Here is a 19,070-nt window from a genome sequence, read left to right as displayed (position 1 = left end):
TCAGCCTCAACAGCTGGCCTTTGTGCTATCTGGGCGGCATGTCGACAGAGCCACGTTTGAGTGGACGCTGACCAATAAAAAAGCCTCCCGGTTGGGAGGCTTTTCTGCTTAAGGTACAGAATCAGTTTTGATCCTGATCTGCCTGAATCGCGGTCAGTGCGATGGTGTAGACGATGTCGTCAACCAGCGCGCCACGAGACAAGTCATTCACTGGCTTACGCATACCTTGCAGCATAGGACCGATAGACACGAGGTCTGCAGAACGCTGTACGGCTTTGTATGTAGTGTTACCTGTGTTCAGGTCCGGGAATACGAAGACAGTCGCTTTACCCGCCACAGGCGAGTTTGGTGCTTTTGATTTCGCTACGTTTTCCATGATCGCCGCGTCGTACTGCAGTGGACCATCGATAACCAGATCAGGACGTTTTTCTTGCGCCAGCTTGGTCGCTTCACGTACTTTATCAACGTCCGCACCTTTACCTGACTCACCAGTCGAGTAAGAGATCATCGCAACGCGAGGATCGATACCAAATGCCGCAGCTGAGTCGGCTGACTGGATTGCGATTTCTGCCAGCTGTTCAGCGGTTGGATCCGGGTTGATTGCACAGTCACCGTAAACCAGAACCTGATCAGGCAGCAGCATGAAGAACACTGAAGAAACGATTGACGCGTTTGGTGCTGTCTTGATGATCTGGAACGGAGGAACGATGGTGTTAGCGGTTGTGTGAACCGCACCAGACACCAGGCCGTCTACTTCGTTATTTTCCAGCATCATGGTACCCAGGAAGACAGAGTCCTGCAGTTTCTCACGAGCAACCACTTCAGTCATGCCTTTCGCGCCGCGTAGCTCAACCAGACGGGCTACGTAGTTTTCACGGATGGCATCCGCATCAATGATTTGTACGCCAGCACCCAGTTCAACACCTTGCTGAGCTGCAACACGTTTGATCTCTTCTGGGTTACCCAGCAGGACACACTCTGCTATGCCGCGTTCAGCACAAATAGCAGCAGCTTTAACGGTACGAGGTTCGTCACCTTCTGGCAGTACGATACGTTTGCCTGCGCGACGGGCAAATTCAGTCAACTGGTAACGGAATGCCGGTGGGCTCAGGCGACGTGAACGCGTGGTACCTTCCGTCATGGATTCAATCCAGTTGCCGTCGATGTGGCCTGCAACGTGATCGTTGATGAATTCAATACGCTCTTTGTCGTCTGCTGGTACTTCCAGGCTGAAGCTTTGCAGATTCAAAGATGTTTGCCAGGTGTTGCCTTGTGCTTTAAAGATTGGCAGGCCAGTCTCAAACGCAGGTTTACACAGGTTGTTGATCTCTGCCGGGATATCGTAACCGCCAGTCAGCAGGATTGCGCCGATTTCAACGCCGTTCATTGCGGCCAGAGATGCTGCAACGATTACGTCTGGGCGGTCTGCTGAAGTCACCAGCAGTGAACCTGGTTTAAAGTGCTCAATCATGTGTGGCAGAGAACGTGCGCAGAAGGTGATGCTCTTGATGCGACGAGTCTGGATGTCACCCTGATTCACCACTTCGGCATTCAGGTGCTTCGCCATGTCGATAGCACGAGTGGCGATCAGATCGATGCTCCAAGGCACACAACCAAGAACGCGGATAGGAGAGGTGTTAAAGATCTCCATCACTTTCATTTCGTTCTGTTTTGCGCTGTCGGCATCATCGAAGATCTCAGACAGGTCAGGGCGAGTACGGCCTGCTTCATCAACTGGTGCATTCAGTTTGTTGATGATTACGCCAGAGATGTTTTTGTTTTTTGTGCCACCGAAGTTAGAACAAGCGACTTTGATACGCTCTTTCAGCTGTGCAGGGTTGTCCGTGCCAGGGGTCGCAACCAGAACAATCTCAGCACCCAGAGTCGCAGCGATTTCTGCGTTCACCTGGTTAGCAAACGGGTGTTTGCGAGTCGGTACCAGACCTTCGATCAGCGTTACGTCTGCATCTTTATTGATCTGGTTGTAACGCTCTACTACTGTTTCCAGCAGCTCATCCATTTTGTCGTTACCGATCAGGCTGTCGGCAACAGACATCGCCATTGGCTCGCCGATTTTCATATCGCTGTTTGCTGCAACGATGGTCGACGTCAGATCCGGTTGATCGCCGCCAGCGCGAGGTTGCGAGATAGGCTTGTAGAAAGAAACCTTAACGCCTTTACGCTCCATAGCGCGCAGTACGCCCATGCTCACACTGGTAAGACCGACACCAGCGCTGGCAGGAATAAGCATAATAGTACGGGACATTGAGTAAGAACCTCTAACTATTTGACACCAAGCCGACGGAGCAGAAACTCAGTCAGAATGGTATTCGGGAGAAAAGCTCAATTTCTTTGCGACTCGGAACAAAAGCACAAACCAAATTGAGCCCCAAAACGGAAACTGGCTAACTTGAGTTAGCCAGTTTGGGTCAATTACAGACCAGCCAGACGTGCTGTGTCTTCTGCGATGACTAGCTCTTCGTTAGTTGAGATAACCATGGCAGGGATGCGGCTGTTTGCTGAAGTGATAGTGCCTTCGCCGCCGAAACGTGCTTTCAGGTTTGCATCGCTATCCACTTCGATACCGAAGATGCCCAGACGGTTGAGAACCATTTCACGGATAGGTGCAGAGTTTTCGCCGATACCGCCAGTGAAAACGATCGCATCCAGACGACCTTCCAGAGACGCAGTGTAACCTGCAACGTATTTCGCCAGACGGTGGCAGAATACGTCCATTGCGCGAGTCGCTTCTTCTTTAGTGCCGTAGTTGTCTTCAACGAAGCGGCAGTCAGACGTTACTTCAGTCAAACCTTGCAGACCAGACTCTTTGGTCAGCATGGTGTTGATTTGGTCTACAGAGTAGCCCAGAGTGTCGTGCAGGTGGAAGATGATCGCAGGATCGATGTCACCACAACGAGTGCCCATCACCAGACCTTCCAGCGGAGTCAGACCCATTGATGTATCAACAGACTGGCCATTTTTAACTGCACATACAGATGCGCCGTTACCCAGGTGACAGTTGATGATGTTAACTTCTTCTACTGGTTTGTTCAGCAGGTTTGCCACTTCACGTGTAATGAATAGGTGTGAAGTACCGTGCATGCCGTAACGACGGATGCCGTGCTCTTTGTACAGGTTGTATGGCAGAGCGTATAGGTAAGACTCTTGCGGCATAGTTTGGTGGAAAGCCGTATCAAACACAGCCACGTTTTTCAGTGCTGGGAATGATTTTTGTGCAGCTTTGATACCGATGATGTGCGCTGGGTTGTGAAGTGGTGCCAGAGTGGCACAGTCTTCGATACCTTTCACAACGTCGTCTGTGATCAGTGCAGACTGAGTGAACTTCTCGCCGCCGTGTACGACACGGTGACCAACCGCTTTCAGCTGATCTGCAAGTTCTGGTTTTGAAGCAAGGATAGTTTCGACGATGAAAGACAGCGCTTCATCGTGTGCAGCACCTTCGCCCAGTTGCGCTTCGTGTTTGCCATCAAGTTTCCACTTGATACGAGCTTCTGGAAGATGAAGACATTCAGCAAGACCTGATAGGTGCTCGTCGCCATTTTCCGCGTCAACGATCGCGAACTTAAGAGAAGAACTACCGCAGTTTAAAACTAAAACTAGCTTAGACATGAGTGACTACCTGTAATAATCGGTTTAGATAAAAATCATTCTCAAGAATAGCCGAACTCCAAGAGTGCGTACTAATCCTGGTCAAAAAAACTTCAATTTCCGTATAATGAGCTGCTGCTTTACCTTCAAAGCCAGCAGTGCGATCCTTGCAGAGATGGTCTCAAAGTTGCCTAAATTGTAAATAAGAGCAACAATGAGATTGAGGGTGTGCAAAGGATAGCGATAATAAGCAAATATAACAAAAAAAATTTGAAAGAATATTAACTTTCATCAATTTTTTACAATGAGAGTTGAATTGTTCAACTATTTTTTAGTTAAGACCCCAGATTGAGTGAGGGAGTCCAATGAGTAATAGAGTCGGCTTGATACACAGTTTGAGAGATGGTCAGAAGTACATGGATACCTGGCCGATGCGCAAAGAGCTCAGTATGCTGTTTCCTGAGCATCGCATCATCAAAGCAACCCGCTTTGCCACTAAGGTGATGCCTGCCATTGCGGCGATCAGCGTGCTCACTCAGATGAGTTTTCAGAATTATTCCGCTATGCCTCAGGCGGTGGTGATTGCCTTGTTTGCCATCAGTCTGCCAGTACAAGGTATATGGTGGCTGGGGAATCGAGCCAATACCCAGTTACCTCCAGCGTTGGCTGGTTGGTATCGTGAAATCCACCAGAAAATTGTTGATACCGGCTGCGCATTGGAACCGGTCAAATCTCGTCCACGCTATAAAGAGTTGGCTGCGATTCTCAACCGGGCGTTCCGGCAGTTGGATAAAACTGCGTTAGAGCGCTGGTTCTGATAAACAAAAAAGCTCTCACCAAGGTGAGAGCTTTCTTTATTCGTTCAGCAGTGCTTAGTTGAACATGGCGATCGCGGTTTCCGGCTCTACGTATTCCAGATTAAACGCTTCTGCGACTTCTTTGCACGTCACTTTACCGTGAATAACATTCAGGCCTTCTAGGAAGCCGTGGTCAGCCAGCAGAGCTTCACGGTATCCTTTGTTTGCCAGTTTAACGATATATGGCAGGGTTGCGTTGTTCAGTGCAAAAGTGGAAGTGCGGGCAACAGCCCCTGGCATGTTTGCTACACAGTAGTGAACCACATCATCAACGATGTAAGTTGGATCTGCGTGCGTTGTCGCGTGAGAAGTTTCAAAACAACCGCCCTGGTCGATAGCAACGTCGACAACAGCCGCGCCTGGTTTCATTTTAGCGATGTGCTCTTTTGTCACCAGTTTAGGAGCTGCGGCACCTGGGATCAGAACTGCACCGATAACCAGATCGGCCGCCAGAACGTGTTTTTCAATCGCATCTTCAGTTGAGTAAACCACTTTGGCACGGCCCTGAAACTCTTCATCCAGCTTACGCAGTGTATCGATGTTACGGTCTAAGATAGTAACGTCGGCGCGCATGCCAACTGCCATACGAGCTGCGTTAGCACCCACGACGCCGCCGCCGACGATCACAACTTTCGCTGGTTCAACACCTGGTACGCCACCCAGCAGCAGGCCACGGCCGCCGTGAGATTTCTCGAGAGTTTGTGCGCCTGCCTGGATAGACATACGACCCGCAACTTCAGACATTGGTGCTAATAGTGGCAAGCGACCCATATTATCTGTTACAGTCTCATAGGCTATGCAGACAGCTTTGCTCTTGATCAGGTCTTCAGTTTGTGGAAAATCTGGTGCCAGGTGCAAATAAGTAAATAAAATTTGCCCTTCTTTGAGCATAGCTCGTTCGACAGCTTGAGGTTCTTTGACCTTAACAATCATATCTGCTTGAGCGAAAACCTCAGCAGCAGTAGGAAGAATGGATGCGCCTACAGCGATGTAATCATCGTCTGAAAAACCGATGCCTGCGCCGGCATTGGTTTCAACAAAAACTTGGTGACCATGTGAGATTAGCTCACGGACACTTGCTGGAATCATACCGACGCGGTATTCGTGGTTTTTGATTTCCTTAGGTACGCCAATGATCATCCTGACTCCTCATTGTATTGTGGTTGTATTGACTATGTGTAGGGTAATTCTGTCGAATTAAAGTCTAGTATAGATGTGAGTCAGTAAAATTTGATACTGAATATTAAAAAGTTGTAGTATATTTTTTTGCAAGGAAGTAATAAGGTGGAATAAAAAATGGCAGACAACTATAAAAAGCCGTCCAAGGATCTTGACCGTATCGACCGCAACATTCTTAACGAGTTGCAGAAAGATGGTCGTATTTCAAACGTTGAACTCTCTAAGCGTGTCGGGCTTTCTCCCACGCCGTGTCTTGAACGTGTACGCCGTCTGGAACGCCAGGGCTACATCACAGGCTACACCGCGCTGTTGAACCCACAGTTTTTAGATGCCTCTCTTCTCGTATTCGTAGAAATTACGTTGAATCGTGGTGCGCCTGACGTTTTCGAACAGTTCAATGCAGCAGTGCAGAAATTAGATGATATTCAGGAATGCCATCTGGTTTCTGGTGATTTCGACTATCTTCTCAAAACGCGCGTGTCGGACATGAGTGCGTATCGTAAACTACTGGGTGATACGCTATTACGTCTGCCTGGGGTGAATGACACCCGAACCTACGTGGTGATGGAAGAAGTGAAGCAAACCAATCAATTGGTGATCAAGACTCGTTAAAAGTGAGAATAGTGGTACTCCTTTCCATATTCTGACTTTATACAATTGGGTTTTTGACCTTGATATGGTTAAATCTTTAGACCGAGCGGCTTTGTGCCGCTCGGAGTTTTTCTACTCATTCTTAGATTTAAGTTGGTTATGTTCAAAGAGAACAAGAATAAGGTCGAAACCATCATCAAAACCGGTGAAGAGCCTCAGTCTTCCCGATTGAATGGTACACAACGTCTCAGAGAGTGTGGGCTGATTCTGGCCGTGCTCATTTCCATTCTGCTGTCCATTGCCTTACTCACGTTTAGTCCGGCGGACCCATCCTGGTCGCAGACTGCCTGGGGGGTAGACATTGAAAATGCCGGCGGCATCGTTGGCGCCTGGACGGCCGACACGCTGTTTTTTACCTTCGGTTCTCTGGCGTATCCGCTACCGATCCTGATCACCGTTGCGGCGTGGATTGTTCTGCGTAAGCGTGACGAAGACGAACCGATTGATCTGATGTTGTGGGGCTCCCGTCTTGCGGGGTTGGTCGTGTTACTGCTCACCAGTTGTGGCCTTGCTGATATTAACTTTGATGATATCTGGTATTTTTCATCGGGCGGGGTGATCGGGGATGTCCTGACCAGTTTGGCTCTGCCAACCCTCAATGTATTGGGAACCACACTGGTTCTGCTGTTTTTGTGGGGCGCGGGTTTTACACTGTTGACCGGCGTCTCCTGGTTACGCATCGTCGAATGGATTGGGCAAGGCAGCATTTCTCTCTTCAGTGGTCTGGTGAATCGTCTGCGCGGCGAAAAAGAGGAAACTCTCGAACCACAACTGATCACGCCACAAGCGCCGGTTAAAACAACACGTCAAGTGCCGTCATTCGGCGAACTTGATGACAATAACACCGAAACAGAGGACGATGTTTCGATTGAGACGCCAAGTGCGCCATCACGCCGATACAACATCCATATGCCGGACAAAGCCGAAGCCAAACCGGCAGAGTACGATCCGCTGCTGGCCACACCAGTTGAATCTGAACCAGCGCCAACACGTCAACCTCAGGCGGTACCGAGCCGTCCAGTAGTGACGCCGACCGTGCAATCCGAGTCTCAGTCTGCCGCGAAAGCAGCATCAACAGCTGAGACAGCTCAGAAAGTTGAGCGGACACGCCAGCTCGGTGCAACGATTGAAGAACTGGAACAGGCTGCCTGGGATGACGACGATATGGCGAGTGAGTATGAGGCTCAGGAAACGCCGGTGGTGAACCCAGAGCCGCAACCTGCGCCAACCGATACGCCGCCTTGGCTGAACGATGACGAGGAAGATGAACTTCAGCCGACGCTTAACCCGTCTGAGCTGGCGCATATCTCTCAACAGGTCGAACCGGACGCACATCATATTGAACCCGTGATTTCTGACTTTGATGTCGCCGATGACGAATTCGTTGAAGAAGATGTGCAACCTGAGCCGCTATCTGCTCAGCCTGAGGTTGAAGACCTGGGATACGAGGAAGACTCAGCGCAGGATAAAGACGTCAACGCCTTCCAGAGTATGGTTGCAGAAGCGCAAGCCAAAGTGGTTGCGCAGCAAAACCCGTTCTTGGTGCAACAGGATGTAAATCTGCCGAAACCTGCAGAGCCAATGCCGACACTGGAGTTGCTGTACCATCCTGAGAAGCGTGAAAACTTCATTGATCGTGACGCACTGGAAGAGATCGCGCGTTTGGTGGAGTCAAAACTGGCTGACTACAAGATCAAAGCGCGCGTGGTCGATATCTTCCCAGGCCCGGTGATTACTCGCTTTGAACTGGATCTTGCGCCAGGTGTGAAAGTCAGTCGTATTTCCGGGTTGTCAATGGACCTGGCTCGTTCGCTGTCAGCCATGGCGGTTCGGGTAGTCGAAGTGATCCCAGGTAAACCGTATGTGGGACTGGAACTGCCGAACATGAGTCGTCAGACGGTGTACTTGTCTGATGTCATCAGCAGCCCTCAGTTTACGGAAGCGAAATCACCAACCACGGTGGTACTCGGTCAGGACATCGCAGGTGAAGCAGTGGTGGCTGATCTGTCGAAAATGCCACACGTGTTGGTGGCGGGCACCACAGGCTCCGGTAAGTCGGTCGGGGTCAACGTCATGATCCTGAGTATGTTGTACAAGTCGACCCCGGAAGATGTGCGATTCATCATGATCGACCCGAAAATGCTGGAATTGTCGGTTTACGAAGGCATTCCTCATCTCCTGTCCGAAGTGGTGACTGACATGAAAGACGCCTCCAATGCGTTGCGCTGGTGTGTTGGCGAAATGGAGCGCCGTTACAAGTTGATGTCTGCACTCGGTGTGCGCAACATCAAAGGCTTCAACGACAAACTGAAGATGGCCGCAGAAGCCGGACACCCTATTCATGATCCATTGTGGCAACCGGGCGACAGCATGGATCCTGAGCCGCCATTGCTGGAAAAACTGCCTTACATTGTCGTGATTGTCGATGAATTTGCCGATCTGATGATGGTGGTCGGTAAGAAAGTCGAAGAGTTGATCGCGCGTCTGGCACAGAAAGCCCGGGCGGCGGGTATTCATTTGATTCTAGCGACTCAGCGTCCGTCGGTGGATGTGATTACCGGTTTGATCAAGGCCAATATTCCGACCCGCGTTGCGTTTACCGTCTCAACCAAAACGGACTCGCGTACCATACTCGATCAGGGCGGTGCCGAATCGCTGCTGGGCATGGGTGATATGCTGTATCTGCCTCCGGGCTCCAGCCATACGGTACGTGTTCATGGCGCGTTCGCCTCGGATGATGACGTTCATGCGGTGGTGAACAACTGGAAAGCGCGTGGTAAACCGAACTACATTGATGAAATCACCAATGGTGATCAGGGACCAGAAGCCTTGCTACCGGGTGAAAAACCGGAAGGTGATGAAGACATGGATCCACTGTTTGATCAGGTGGTGGAACACGTGGTCGAAACCCGCCGAGGTTCGGTATCTGGTGTACAACGTCGTTTCAAGATTGGTTATAACCGCGCGGCGCGGATTGTTGAACAGCTCGAAGCACAAGGTATCGTCAGTGCGCCAGGGCACAATGGTAACCGGGAAGTGCTGGCACCTAAGCCAGGGCGAGATATGAACTAACGCGATCTGCAATAACAAAAGCTTGGCCCCGGCCAAGCTTTTGTTATTTGAATGGTCAGTCTGTGCGTTGTCAGTTTATTTGCTTTTGACGAATTGGGCGATAACCACCATCGCCAGAGCCAGTAGGTTCGCGGCGAAGATCACCACCAACCATTGTGGCATGGATAACGTCAGGAACTGCCACACGACTTTGGAGCAATCGCCGTAAGCTTCGAACATCCAAGGTGCCCACTGGTTCAGTGGTGCCCAATCCGGAAAGGTGACAAACAGGTCACACGTTGCAAATGGCGATGGGTTAAACTGGTAATCCACATGCTGCAGTGCCAGCGTCAGCCCTTTATACGCTGTGATGCCCCAGGCGGCCAGACCCAGCCATCGGAACAAAGGGTTGGTCGGTGCGATGATCCCAATCAGTGCCGCAGCGCCAATGCCCAACATGGCGACCCGCTCGTAAATGCACATCACGCATGGGGCCAGCAACATGACGTGCTGGAAGAAGAGGGCGCAGGCTTCAAAGAACACGACAAAGCCCAGCAGCAGCAGCCATGACAGGCGCTGTTGAGAAAATGATTTAACGGCGGCTAGAAAGTTCACAGATTCAGTCCTTGGGGAAATAAAAAAAGCTCTGAGTTATCAGAGCTTTTTATCGCGTAATAGTTTCGTGTTCAACAAAAATTATTAGTGGTGGCCCGCAGAAACCGCTGCGCCGGCTGCCTCAACCGCTTTGTGTGTGATCCAGCCCGCGTCGTAGAACCAGGTCGTCATTGGATCAACCAAGAACACAATGCCCGCCAAACCGACCAGAGCCAGTACTATGGTGTAAGGCAATGCCATGACCACCATGCGGCCATAGGACAGACGAATCAACGGAGCCAATGCCGAGGTCAGCAAGAACAGGAAAGCTGCCTGTCCGTTTGGTGTCGCCACCGATGGCAGGTTGGTGCCGGTGTTGATCGCCACAGCCAGCAAGTCAAACTGGTCACGGGTGATGATGCCTTCAAGCAGAGCTGTTTTCACTTCATTGATGTAGACGGTTCCGACGAACACGTTATCCGATACCATTGAGAGCAGGCCGTTCGCCACATAGAAGAGTGCCAACTGAGTACCGCTGTCTTCAACGTGCAGTACTGCATCGATCACTGGTTTGAACAGCTGTTGGTCGATGATGACCGCCACAATCGAGAAAAAGACCGCCAGCAGCGCAGTAAAAGGCAAGGCCTCTTCAAACGCTTTACCCAGTGAGTGCTCTTCTATCACGCCCGTAAATGCCGTTGCCAGAATGATCACTGACAAACCGATCAGACCGACAGCGGCCAGGTGCAGTGCCAGGCCCACGATCAGCCATACGGCAATCAGACCTTGAATCCACAATTTGGCGACGTCCTGGTTGGTGCGGTTTTTGCGTTCTTCATTGTCAAAATCCACCAGAATCTGGCGCACGTTGTCAGGCAGTTCAGCACCGTAACCAAAGACTTTGAATTTCTCGACCAGAACACAGGTGATCATGCCGCAGATAAAGACGGGTAGGGTAACCGGCGCCATACGGATAATGAATTCACCAAATAACCAACCGGCTTGGTCGGCAATGATCAGGTTCTGAGGTTCACCTACCATGGTCGTTACTCCACCCAATGCGGTACCGACACCGGCGTGCATCAGCAAAGAGCGCAGAAACGCACGGTAGTTTTCCAGATCGTCACGGGTCAAATCAGTAAAGTGGTCATCCATGGTATGGTCGTGCGCGGAGCTGGATCCTTTACCGGAAGCCACTTTGTGGTAGATCGCGTAGAAGCCCACCGCGACGCTGATGACGACCGCAATGACGGTCAGCGCATCAAGGAAAGCCGATAGGAACGCCGCAGCGAAACAGAAGGCCGCGGATAACATGGCTTTTGAGCGGATACCCAGTAAGATCTTGGTGAAGATAAATAGAAGCAAGTGCTTCATGAAGTAGATACCGGCAACCATGAACACCAGCAGCAGCAACACTTCGATGTTCGCCACCAGTTCGTGTTTCACTTGCTCCGGGCTGGTCATGCCAATGGCAATAGCTTCAATGGCCAATAAGCCTCCGGGTTGAAGCGGGTAACACTTCAGCGCCATCGCCAGAGTAAAAATGAACTCAACGACCAGCAACCAACCAGCGACAAACGGGTTGATCAGGAAGAAGACAATCGGGTTAACGATAAGAAAGGCGATAATGGCAACTTTGTACCAGTCTGGTGCTTTACCAAGAAAGTTTTTGATAAAAGCATTTCCGAGCGACATCGGCATGGGTATTACTCTTACTGTTTTCTGAATAGACATTTCGACTGTGCTTGTATCTGTCATCCATTAATCGCGGTTATCAAGAAATAATGGCTATTCAACAGTGACTTAGAAAAACAACAATGTAACATTTCGCCATTGTGACCTTGCCAAGTCACTCCCTGAGAAACACAAGCACTCCCTACTTTCGCTCGCCACTCTACTCTTTGGATAGCTTTAGTCAATAAGAAACTTTATATTGATATAAGGCTCAGTGATATTTTGTTTAAAAACATGATCTCAGTTGAGAATGTCGAGATTGAGAGTTGTGAAAATTACAGCTAGTTGTCTTTATCCAATTGAAAAGCGGATAGATCACACTTTTGTGCTTTAATAATTCTGTAAATAGCAACTTTAAATTGCATAAATTGAATGTGTGACTGCATAGCAATTCCCGTAAATTCAACAGTTATAAATGTTTAATATTTGTTAAATTTAGAATTGTTTAGATTCAGGTCACTGAAACATCGAATAAAATAAATATTCATTAATAGAGCATATACTCTATCGTCAGCGTGAGGTCAGTTTACGCGCTACAGGTTTCCGTAGTGTGAAAACTAGTGGTATGATGAGTTATATTAGACCCAATAAATGATAAATACCGGAAACAAATTAATGGTCATTAAGGCAAAAAGCCCAGCAGGATTCGCTGAAAAATACATTATTGAAAGCATCTGGAATGGTCGCTTTCCGCCTGGCTCTATTCTTCCTGCCGAACGCGAGCTCTCCGAACTGATCGGGGTTACCCGAACGACATTGCGTGAGGTGCTGCAGCGCTTGGCACGTGATGGTTGGTTGACGATTCAACACGGTAAACCGACCAAAGTGAATCAGTTTATGGAAACGTCCGGTTTGCATATACTCGATACGCTGATGACGCTTGATGTTGATAACGCAACCAATATCGTTGAAGACTTACTGGCGGCGCGTACCAACATCAGTCCTATCTTTATGCGCTACGCTTTTAAAGTGAACAAAGAGAGTTCTGAGCGTACCATCAGTAACGTGATTGAGTCGTGTGAAACGCTGCTCAAAGCGGAATCCTGGGATAAGTTTATCGAAGTGTCACCCTATGCGGATAAGATCATTCAGCAAGTTAAAGACGATGGTGAAAAAGACGAACAGAAGCGCCAGGAAATTCTGATCGCTAAGACGTTCAACTTCTACGATTATATGTTGTTCCAGCGTCTTGCGTTCCATTCTGGCAATCAGATCTACGGTCTGATCTTTAACGGCCTACGCAAATTGTATGATCGAGTGGGCAGCTACTACTTCTCGAATCCGAAGGCCCGAGATCTGGCTCTGGATTTCTACCGTCAACTGCTTGATGTGTGTGAAACCGGTAACCGTGAACAGATCCCTCTGGTTGTCCGCCATTATGGTATGGAGAGTGCGCACATCTGGAACCAGATGAAGACCACTTTACCGACTAACTTTACCGAAGACGACAGCTAATCACACGGTTGACTCATCATTAAAAAAACCCGCCTGCTAGCGGGTTTTTTCGTATCAATCCAGGTCGTCTTCTTTACCACCAGCCTCTTCAAACCATTTGGTCAGGTGGGTTTTGAGATCCTTCAGCTCTTCCGGCCCAATCAGCGCCAGACCAAGATCTTCGGCGCGCGTGATGTCGTTGTAGCGCAATGGACGGAAGCTGACCAGCATTGCGCGGGCCTGTAGGCCGCCGAGCAGGTCGCGTAAGGTGTCAAGTTTATACAAAGTGTCATCACCGTCATCGCGCATGCCTTTGGTTTTGCATTCAATGATGTGCAGTTTGTTGTTTACGACAGTTGCCACATCCAGTTCGTTACGCACTTCACGTTCGCCGATTTCTCGATAAACCTGCACGTTCAAAGAACGGTCCTGAATGGTGGGCATGTCATCTTGAATCTGGCGCACGGTACTGTGGACCAGAGTCTCTAACCATTCGCCGTTGGAGAAGCGTCGTGCGTCTTCATTCACAAACGTCAGGATGCCACTTTGGTATGACGCGATTTGCGCCTCGACCAGATCGGTGATCAGCATATTGAGCTCTCGATAACCTTGCTGCTTTTCCGTCAGTTCGACGTCGAGTTTCTGTTCTTTGCGACACGTGGTGGCGAGATAGTTGAGTGTGGCGAGACCGGGCCCGAGCTCAAGGGCGTTACCGGCCCAGCGTTCACCCAACTCATACAACTTCTGGTCGAGCTGAGGGGGGAGGTGATGTTCGCTGAATTCGCCACGCGCACCAAAAATGGTTAAATAATCGGAGATGGTGATCAGGTCTTCAACCTGAGTATCCTCGCGGCCATCGGGATAAAGCCAACACAAACGATCACTGTTGGGCTCCACAACGAAAATTGGCCAGTGGTATGTACGGAACACCTCGTACACCGATAACAGTCTGTGGCGCAGGCCGCAGCTGGCATTCAAGCGGACGTCTTCACCCCGCTCATGCAACTGTTGCGCTAATCGTTGCACAGCTTGTTTGATTTTTGAGGTATTGACCACATTCGGAATTTCGAAAAATTCTGAGGTAATGTTGCGTTTATCAAGTACCGATGCGAGTCGGTGGTACATGGTTTTTTGAGCGGGTTCACCAATAAAAACAATGTGTTTACTAATGGTCCGGTTATCAAGAAGGGGCGTGACCAAACGGATCGGATCTTGATCGATAATGCCAACATGAACTGCCATATATTTTCCTCATGCATGGCTTGCAAAAATTTGAGCAGAAAAGGAAAGCAAGCCGTGGGTGCCACAAGTCAGTATGTCGGGAATCCGTGTAAAAGCTTGTGGCTCTATCTACTCATATAAAGTTGCAGACCATAAAAAACAAGAGCGGTTTCACAAAAAACCGCTCTTTGAGGAGAATTGACAGTACGTTTACAGTTTAAATCGGTGAACCAATTCACCCTGTTGATTGGCCAGAGAGGTAAGGCTTGCGCTGGTTTGTGCAATTTCGGACATAGCCTGATAGCTGCTGTCGGCGATCAGGTTGATTTCTTCAATGCTGCGAGCGATGCCGGATGTGGTTTGACTCTGCTCTGCCGCCGCCTGTGAAATGTAGCTGCTCATGTGACTGATTTCGATGATCAGCGCCTGAATTTCTTCCATGGCACTGTTGGCATTCGAGGCTTGTTCAACCGACAACTCCATGTCGGTCATACAGCTCTCAATCACTTGGCCGGCGGTTTTTGAGCTGGTTTGCAGATTACTGATCATGCTCTCAATTTCGCTGGTGGACTCTGTCGTGCGCTGGGCAAGAACCCGGACTTCGTCTGCCACCACGGCAAACCCTCGTCCTTGTTCGCCTGCACGCGCTGCCTCAATAGCCGCATTGAGAGCCAGCAGGTTGGTTTGCTCAGCAATGTTGCGGATAACGTCCAGAATCGACCCGATTTGACTGCTCATGCGCTGCAGTTCACCGACGGCCTGCACCGACTCATTGAGGCGGGACTCGAGCTGATTGATGGTCGTGATATTGGTGCTCATTACCTGACGGCCCGATTCCGACGCGTTTTCCACTTGCTCGACCATCTGCTGAGAGCTTTGTGCGCTCTGAGCCACTTCTTGCACCGAGTGCGCCATTTCCGTCATGGCCGTTGCCACGCTGGCCGTTTGTTCGCGTTGATTGCTCAATTGCTGCTGAGCACTGGTTGATGTGTGCTGGTTGGTATTAGCCGTTGTAGTGAGGTTGTCGGAGGCATCGTTGAGCCGGACCAGAATATCGTGCAGGTTATCCGCCAACGAGTTGATGTGCCCGCTGACCCGGCTGAATTCGTTGTTGTAGCGAATGTCGATACGCTTGGTCATGTCACCATCGGTGAGGCCTTCCAGTGTTTTCAAGATACGGGTCAACGGCTCACGGACGCTGTGAGCGATGTGATAACCAATACCGGCGGCAAACAGCACAATTGCAATGCCAATCACAATGGCTTTAACTACGCCTTGCTCGTAAATGTCGCTGGCCAGAGTCAATGATTGATTCAGGTGCTCAGTGGCTCGTTGGTTAAAGGATTCCAGAATCGTCATAGCCTGGTCGACTTCTACCGCCAGATTCGCGATGTTGTCATACAGCGCAGCTTTGGCTTGCAGATAATCGTTGTGCTGATCCAGCACGCCGCCCTTCATACCGATATCAGTAGTAAATTGCTGGACAGCTTCGTCGAAGGCCTTCTTGATTTCCGGCATTTGAGTCGCCAGGCCACGATAGGCGTAATTCAAGTGAGTGACGGCTTTTTTATTTTTGTTCACCGCTTCCAGCACATACGCAGGATCGGAACTCGCCAGCGCATCTGAGGTGACGACTTCGGCGTCTTTTAATTTGATGAAGTAGCTCTTGGCCATGACTTTGACCGAAATACTGTCCTGATCATCCACGTAGTCTTTCATGCCCACGCTCAGTTCAGAGTGCAGCCTTTGGAAGCGCCGGGTCGATTTCTGCACGTCTTCCTGCGCTTTGAACATCGCCTGATAGTTATCCATGGCTTCGTTGGCTTCGGTGACGTAACGTTGCTTCATCTCTTCCAACTGAGCGATACGGGTTTCCAGCTCGTTATCTCCGAGACTGGCTTGTTTCAGTTGATCCAGCGCCTGGCCTAGCTGGTCGCTGGCCTGTTGAAAATCGTTCCGTCGTTCCGCCATCCGCTCCGGATTCTGAGTGGTCAGAAAGTCTTTAAAGGATTTGTCCGCAGAGAGCAGACTGACACTGGTTTGATTGGACAATGAGACTAGAGGCAATGAGGTCTTAGAGACCGACTGGAAGTACGACTGAATCTGATTCATTCCGGCCATCATCATGGCGCTGGAAATGATAAACAGAATAATGATCAACGTGAATCCGGCGTACATCCGCCTTATCACAGAACCCTTCATAAAACTCTCCCTGAATTAAAAAAGACAATCGCTGTCTTAAAAAAGTAACAAAACAATCAACATTGTATTGAGAACGATTCACGCGTTTTATGACGTACAAGACAGTTTTAGTTTGTGTTTGCGGAAGGATTGATGATTCTGTTAAGTGAACACTGTTTTTATTGAGCTTTTTTAAGCCTTCAAGCATACTTATCGGCATACTGATATCCAATCCAACTCATAATGGAGCGCTTCATGGCTGAAGAAACCATTTTTAGCAAAATTATTCGTCGCGAAATCCCGGCCGATGTGGTTTACCAGGACGATCTGGTGACCGCTTTCCGTGATATTAATCCCCGAGCTCCAAGTCACATTCTGATCATCCCAAACAAACTGATTCCTACGGTGAATGAAGTTGAGGAAGCGGATGAGTTGGCGCTCGGTCGTATGTTTACGGTCGCCCGCCAACTGGCTAAAGAGGAAGGGATTGACGAGGATGGCTACCGTTTGATTATGAACTGTAACTCACATGGTGGTCAGGAGGTGTATCACATCCATATGCACCTGCTGGGTGGACGCCCGCTGGGGCCGATGTTGATGAGCTGATTGGCATCTGATGCCCGTGTTGCGGAGCTCGGGAGTCTTTCCGGGCTCAATATGAGAACCATAAGTAAGTGTTACGGAGTTTGAATTGCTAAGTCAGATTCGACTCGCTCTGGTGCTGTCATCTTCACTGTTGTTGTCTTCGTGTACGAATTTGTCCGCTGGCAATCTGTTCAGCCACTACAGCGCACAAAATCAGGACATGTATCAAGCGGTGAAGAGTGGCCAGTATCAAAAAGCGGAAGAGGAACTGCTGAACCAAGTGGCGGGTGAGATACTCGACAACATGGAGAAAGGTCGGGTGTATTTCCTCAATGCGCAGTATGAGCAGAGTAAATCCAGCCTGGAGGCCAGTGACAAAGCGGTTCAGGTGCAACAGGATAAAGCGGTGATTTCGGTCTCGGACACCGCAACCAATGTCGGCTCTATCGCGGTGAACGATAATCTTAACATTTATCGGCCTGCCGATTATGAACTGGGGTTTTTACATCTGTATCTGGGGTTGAATTACCTGCAACAGAACAGCCTGGAAGGGGCTCTGGTGGAAATGCGTCGCGGTAATCAGGTTCAGGAAAAAGCACGCAAAGAGCGTGAAAAAGAACTCGAATCTGCGGCCAAAGAGATGCAGTCTCAGGGGCTTTCTCCTAATCTGGGAAGTGTACTGTCGAACTACCCCGATGCGGGTAAGCAGCTTCAGGCGGTACAAAACGGCTATTTGTTGTATTTATCGGCGCTGCTGTACGAAACCGCCAACAACCTCAATGACGCTTGGGTTGACTATCGCCGTGCATTGGCGGTGATGCCAGACAATCGCGATGTCATTGATGGGGCAATGCGGGTTGGTCGCCGGTTAGGAATGCGTCAGGACGTGTCTTTGATGGAAAAACGCTACGGCAAACACAAAGCCATGCCGATCGGAAAATCTCGGGTGTTATTCATTGAAGAGCAAGGGGTTGTCGAGGCGATGCAAAGCTGGCGACTGACTTTACCGATTTATGACAGTCGGGACAACGTGGGGCTGTATTCTCTCGCGCTGCCGTATTACCCCGCTCAACCGATCCCCACCTTGGGTCGTTACACTATTGACGGTCAATCGGTCAGTGGTCACTTACTGACGGACGTCAACCTGATGGCGCAGCGTGACCTGTCCGAGCGGATTCCGGCCATGGTGATTCGTCAGGCACTGCGGGTCTGGGCGAAAGACAGACTGCGAAAAGAAGCAACCAAGAAAGGCGATGATGTCGGGAATCTGATTTTCAACGTCTGGAATACGTTGACTGAGCAGCCGGATACGCGCAGTTGGCTGACCCTGCCGGGAGCGGTGCTCAGTGGCAGTCGATATGTGACACCGGGTACCCAAACACTCAGTGTGGATGGTAAACAGTATCAGTTTAATGTTGAAGCGGGTCAGACCGCATTGGTATGGATTTCACGCCAGGGCGGTAACGCTACGATCTGGCATAAGCAACTAGGAAAACTATGATGAAAAAATGGCTTTTCGCTGCGTTGGCAGCTGTGCTGATGATGGGATGTGCCAGTAATACGGCCGGGTTGAGAGTCGACGGCGCGTCTCAGACGGTCCTGTTTGGTGACAATGTGTTGGGTGGTCGACTTAACGTAGAAGACATTACTACCAAGCAAGTCGATGGTCATGCCCGTGGCATCGTACGTTTGGCAAGCCAGTACAAAGGCGATCAACACATTCAATATCGTTTCTACTGGTACGACAATGACGGCCTTGAAGTTAACAACAAGCTTGGTCCGTGGAAGCAAGCCATTGTGCGTGGTATGGAAACCGTCACTATCTCAGAAGTGTCTGTGAATCCAAACGGAACCCAATTCCGCGTTCAGATCCGTGAAGCGGACGATTAATCAATTTTGTATCCAGGCACTCACTGATGAGATGCCTGAACTGTTTTGAGACGTACTGTAATGGTACGAATTGGTAGAGAAAGG

The 19,070-nt window shown here is 49.8% G+C and carries 14 protein-coding genes; 7 read left to right on the top strand and 7 right to left on the bottom strand.

The features are described from left to right. Positions 1-121: 121 nt before the first annotated feature. Together pta and VPR01S_RS04720 are read right to left on the bottom strand one after the other, a co-directional pair. Positions 122-2,266: a phosphate acetyltransferase gene (gene pta, locus VPR01S_RS04725; RefSeq protein WP_021704168.1), complete on the bottom strand. Its 2,145-nt coding sequence runs from the start codon at positions 2,264-2,266 to the stop codon at positions 122-124. Between the two features lie 167 nt (positions 2,267-2,433). Next, positions 2,434-3,630, bottom strand: coding sequence for an acetate kinase (locus VPR01S_RS04720; RefSeq protein WP_021704167.1), 1,197 nt, complete (start codon positions 3,628-3,630; stop codon positions 2,434-2,436). 344 nt (positions 3,631-3,974) lie between these two features. Between VPR01S_RS04720 and yfbV the strand changes: the two genes are divergently transcribed. Further along, the gene (gene yfbV, locus VPR01S_RS04715; RefSeq protein WP_021704166.1) at positions 3,975-4,427 is read left to right on the top strand and encodes a terminus macrodomain insulation protein YfbV; all 453 of its coding nucleotides are present in this window, start codon (positions 3,975-3,977) and stop codon (positions 4,425-4,427) included. 54 nt (positions 4,428-4,481) lie between these two features. On the opposite strand, the gene ald is transcribed toward yfbV, so the two are convergent. Further along, on the bottom strand, positions 4,482-5,606 hold the full coding sequence (ald, locus tag VPR01S_RS04710; RefSeq protein ID WP_021704165.1) for an alanine dehydrogenase: 1,125 nt from the start codon (positions 5,604-5,606) through the stop codon (positions 4,482-4,484). A gap of 156 nt (positions 5,607-5,762) precedes the next feature. On the opposite strand from ald, the gene lrp reads away from it, so the two are divergent. Both lrp and VPR01S_RS04700 read left to right on the top strand, forming a co-directional pair. Beyond that, positions 5,763-6,257 carry a leucine-responsive transcriptional regulator Lrp gene (gene lrp, locus VPR01S_RS04705; RefSeq protein ID WP_021704164.1) on the top strand — a complete coding sequence of 165 codons (495 nt, stop codon included), beginning with the start codon at positions 5,763-5,765 and terminating at the stop codon, positions 6,255-6,257. Positions 6,258-6,395: 138 nt separating this feature from the next. Continuing rightward, the gene (locus VPR01S_RS04700; RefSeq protein ID WP_021704163.1) at positions 6,396-9,368 is read left to right on the top strand and encodes a DNA translocase FtsK; all 2,973 of its coding nucleotides are present in this window, start codon (positions 6,396-6,398) and stop codon (positions 9,366-9,368) included. Between the two features lie 75 nt (positions 9,369-9,443). Here the strand turns inward: VPR01S_RS04700 and dsbB are convergent, their stop codons facing one another. Together dsbB and nhaB are read right to left on the bottom strand one after the other, a co-directional pair. Next, positions 9,444-9,962, bottom strand: coding sequence for a disulfide bond formation protein DsbB (gene dsbB / locus VPR01S_RS04695; RefSeq protein WP_021704162.1), 519 nt, complete (start codon positions 9,960-9,962; stop codon positions 9,444-9,446). 84 nt (positions 9,963-10,046) lie between these two features. After that, the gene (gene nhaB, locus VPR01S_RS04690) at positions 10,047-11,642 is read right to left on the bottom strand and encodes a Na(+)/H(+) antiporter NhaB (RefSeq protein WP_021704161.1); all 1,596 of its coding nucleotides are present in this window, start codon (positions 11,640-11,642) and stop codon (positions 10,047-10,049) included. A gap of 648 nt (positions 11,643-12,290) precedes the next feature. On the opposite strand from nhaB, the gene fadR reads away from it, so the two are divergent. After that, positions 12,291-13,130, top strand: a complete 840-nt coding sequence (fadR, locus tag VPR01S_RS04685) for a fatty acid metabolism transcriptional regulator FadR (RefSeq protein WP_021704160.1) — start codon at positions 12,291-12,293, stop codon at positions 13,128-13,130. Positions 13,131-13,184: 54 nt separating this feature from the next. On the opposite strand, the gene VPR01S_RS04680 is transcribed toward fadR, so the two are convergent. Both VPR01S_RS04680 and VPR01S_RS04675 read right to left on the bottom strand, forming a co-directional pair. Continuing rightward, positions 13,185-14,351, bottom strand: a complete 1,167-nt coding sequence (locus tag VPR01S_RS04680) for a DUF1887 family protein (RefSeq protein ID WP_021704159.1) — start codon at positions 14,349-14,351, stop codon at positions 13,185-13,187. A gap of 189 nt (positions 14,352-14,540) precedes the next feature. Then, entirely contained in the window at positions 14,541-16,532 is a 1,992-nt protein-coding gene (locus VPR01S_RS04675; protein ID WP_021704158.1) for a methyl-accepting chemotaxis protein, read from the bottom strand. A 234-nt stretch (positions 16,533-16,766) separates the two neighbouring features. On the opposite strand from VPR01S_RS04675, the gene hinT reads away from it, so the two are divergent. The 3 genes from hinT (at position 16,767) to VPR01S_RS04660 (ending at position 18,986) form a co-directional block, all read left to right on the top strand. Then, the gene (gene hinT, locus VPR01S_RS04670; RefSeq protein ID WP_021704157.1) at positions 16,767-17,117 is read left to right on the top strand and encodes a purine nucleoside phosphoramidase; all 351 of its coding nucleotides are present in this window, start codon (positions 16,767-16,769) and stop codon (positions 17,115-17,117) included. A gap of 85 nt (positions 17,118-17,202) precedes the next feature. Then, complete coding sequence (locus VPR01S_RS04665; RefSeq protein WP_021704156.1) at positions 17,203-18,597, top strand: COG3014 family protein; 1,395 nt, start codon at positions 17,203-17,205, stop codon at positions 18,595-18,597. Continuing rightward, the gene (locus tag VPR01S_RS04660) at positions 18,597-18,986 is read left to right on the top strand and encodes a YcfL family putative periplasmic lipoprotein (RefSeq protein WP_021704155.1); all 390 of its coding nucleotides are present in this window, start codon (positions 18,597-18,599) and stop codon (positions 18,984-18,986) included. Before VPR01S_RS04665 ends, VPR01S_RS04660 begins: the two co-directional genes overlap by 1 nt. The last annotated feature ends 84 nt before the right edge of the window (positions 18,987-19,070 follow it).

This window comes from Vibrio proteolyticus NBRC 13287 (assembly GCF_000467125.1).
GTDB lineage: Bacteria > Pseudomonadota > Gammaproteobacteria > Enterobacterales > Vibrionaceae > Vibrio > Vibrio proteolyticus.
Note: the sequence above shows the minus strand (reverse complement) of the source record. Positions and strands in the feature narration are given on the sequence as shown.

What these genes read in the sequence shown, in the direction of transcription:
- fadR (WP_021704160.1), top strand. Translation starts at nt 12,291, where the DNA reads ATGGTCATTAAGGCAAAAAGCCCAGCAGGATTCGCTGAAAAATACATT.
- yfbV (WP_021704166.1), top strand. Translation starts at nt 3,975, where the DNA reads ATGAGTAATAGAGTCGGCTTGATACACAGTTTGAGAGATGGTCAGAAG.
- nhaB (WP_021704161.1), bottom strand. Translation starts at nt 11,642, where the DNA reads ATGCCGATGTCGCTCGGAAATGCTTTTATCAAAAACTTTCTTGGTAAA.
- VPR01S_RS04700 (WP_021704163.1), top strand. Translation starts at nt 6,396, where the DNA reads ATGTTCAAAGAGAACAAGAATAAGGTCGAAACCATCATCAAAACCGGT.
- VPR01S_RS04675 (WP_021704158.1), bottom strand. Translation starts at nt 16,532, where the DNA reads ATGAAGGGTTCTGTGATAAGGCGGATGTACGCCGGATTCACGTTGATC.
- lrp (WP_021704164.1), top strand. Translation starts at nt 5,763, where the DNA reads ATGGCAGACAACTATAAAAAGCCGTCCAAGGATCTTGACCGTATCGAC.
- pta (WP_021704168.1), bottom strand. Translation starts at nt 2,266, where the DNA reads ATGTCCCGTACTATTATGCTTATTCCTGCCAGCGCTGGTGTCGGTCTT.
- hinT (WP_021704157.1), top strand. Translation starts at nt 16,767, where the DNA reads ATGGCTGAAGAAACCATTTTTAGCAAAATTATTCGTCGCGAAATCCCG.
- ald (WP_021704165.1), bottom strand. Translation starts at nt 5,606, where the DNA reads ATGATCATTGGCGTACCTAAGGAAATCAAAAACCACGAATACCGCGTC.
- VPR01S_RS04680 (WP_021704159.1), bottom strand. Translation starts at nt 14,351, where the DNA reads ATGGCAGTTCATGTTGGCATTATCGATCAAGATCCGATCCGTTTGGTC.
- VPR01S_RS04720 (WP_021704167.1), bottom strand. Translation starts at nt 3,630, where the DNA reads ATGTCTAAGCTAGTTTTAGTTTTAAACTGCGGTAGTTCTTCTCTTAAG.
- VPR01S_RS04660 (WP_021704155.1), top strand. Translation starts at nt 18,597, where the DNA reads ATGAAAAAATGGCTTTTCGCTGCGTTGGCAGCTGTGCTGATGATGGGA.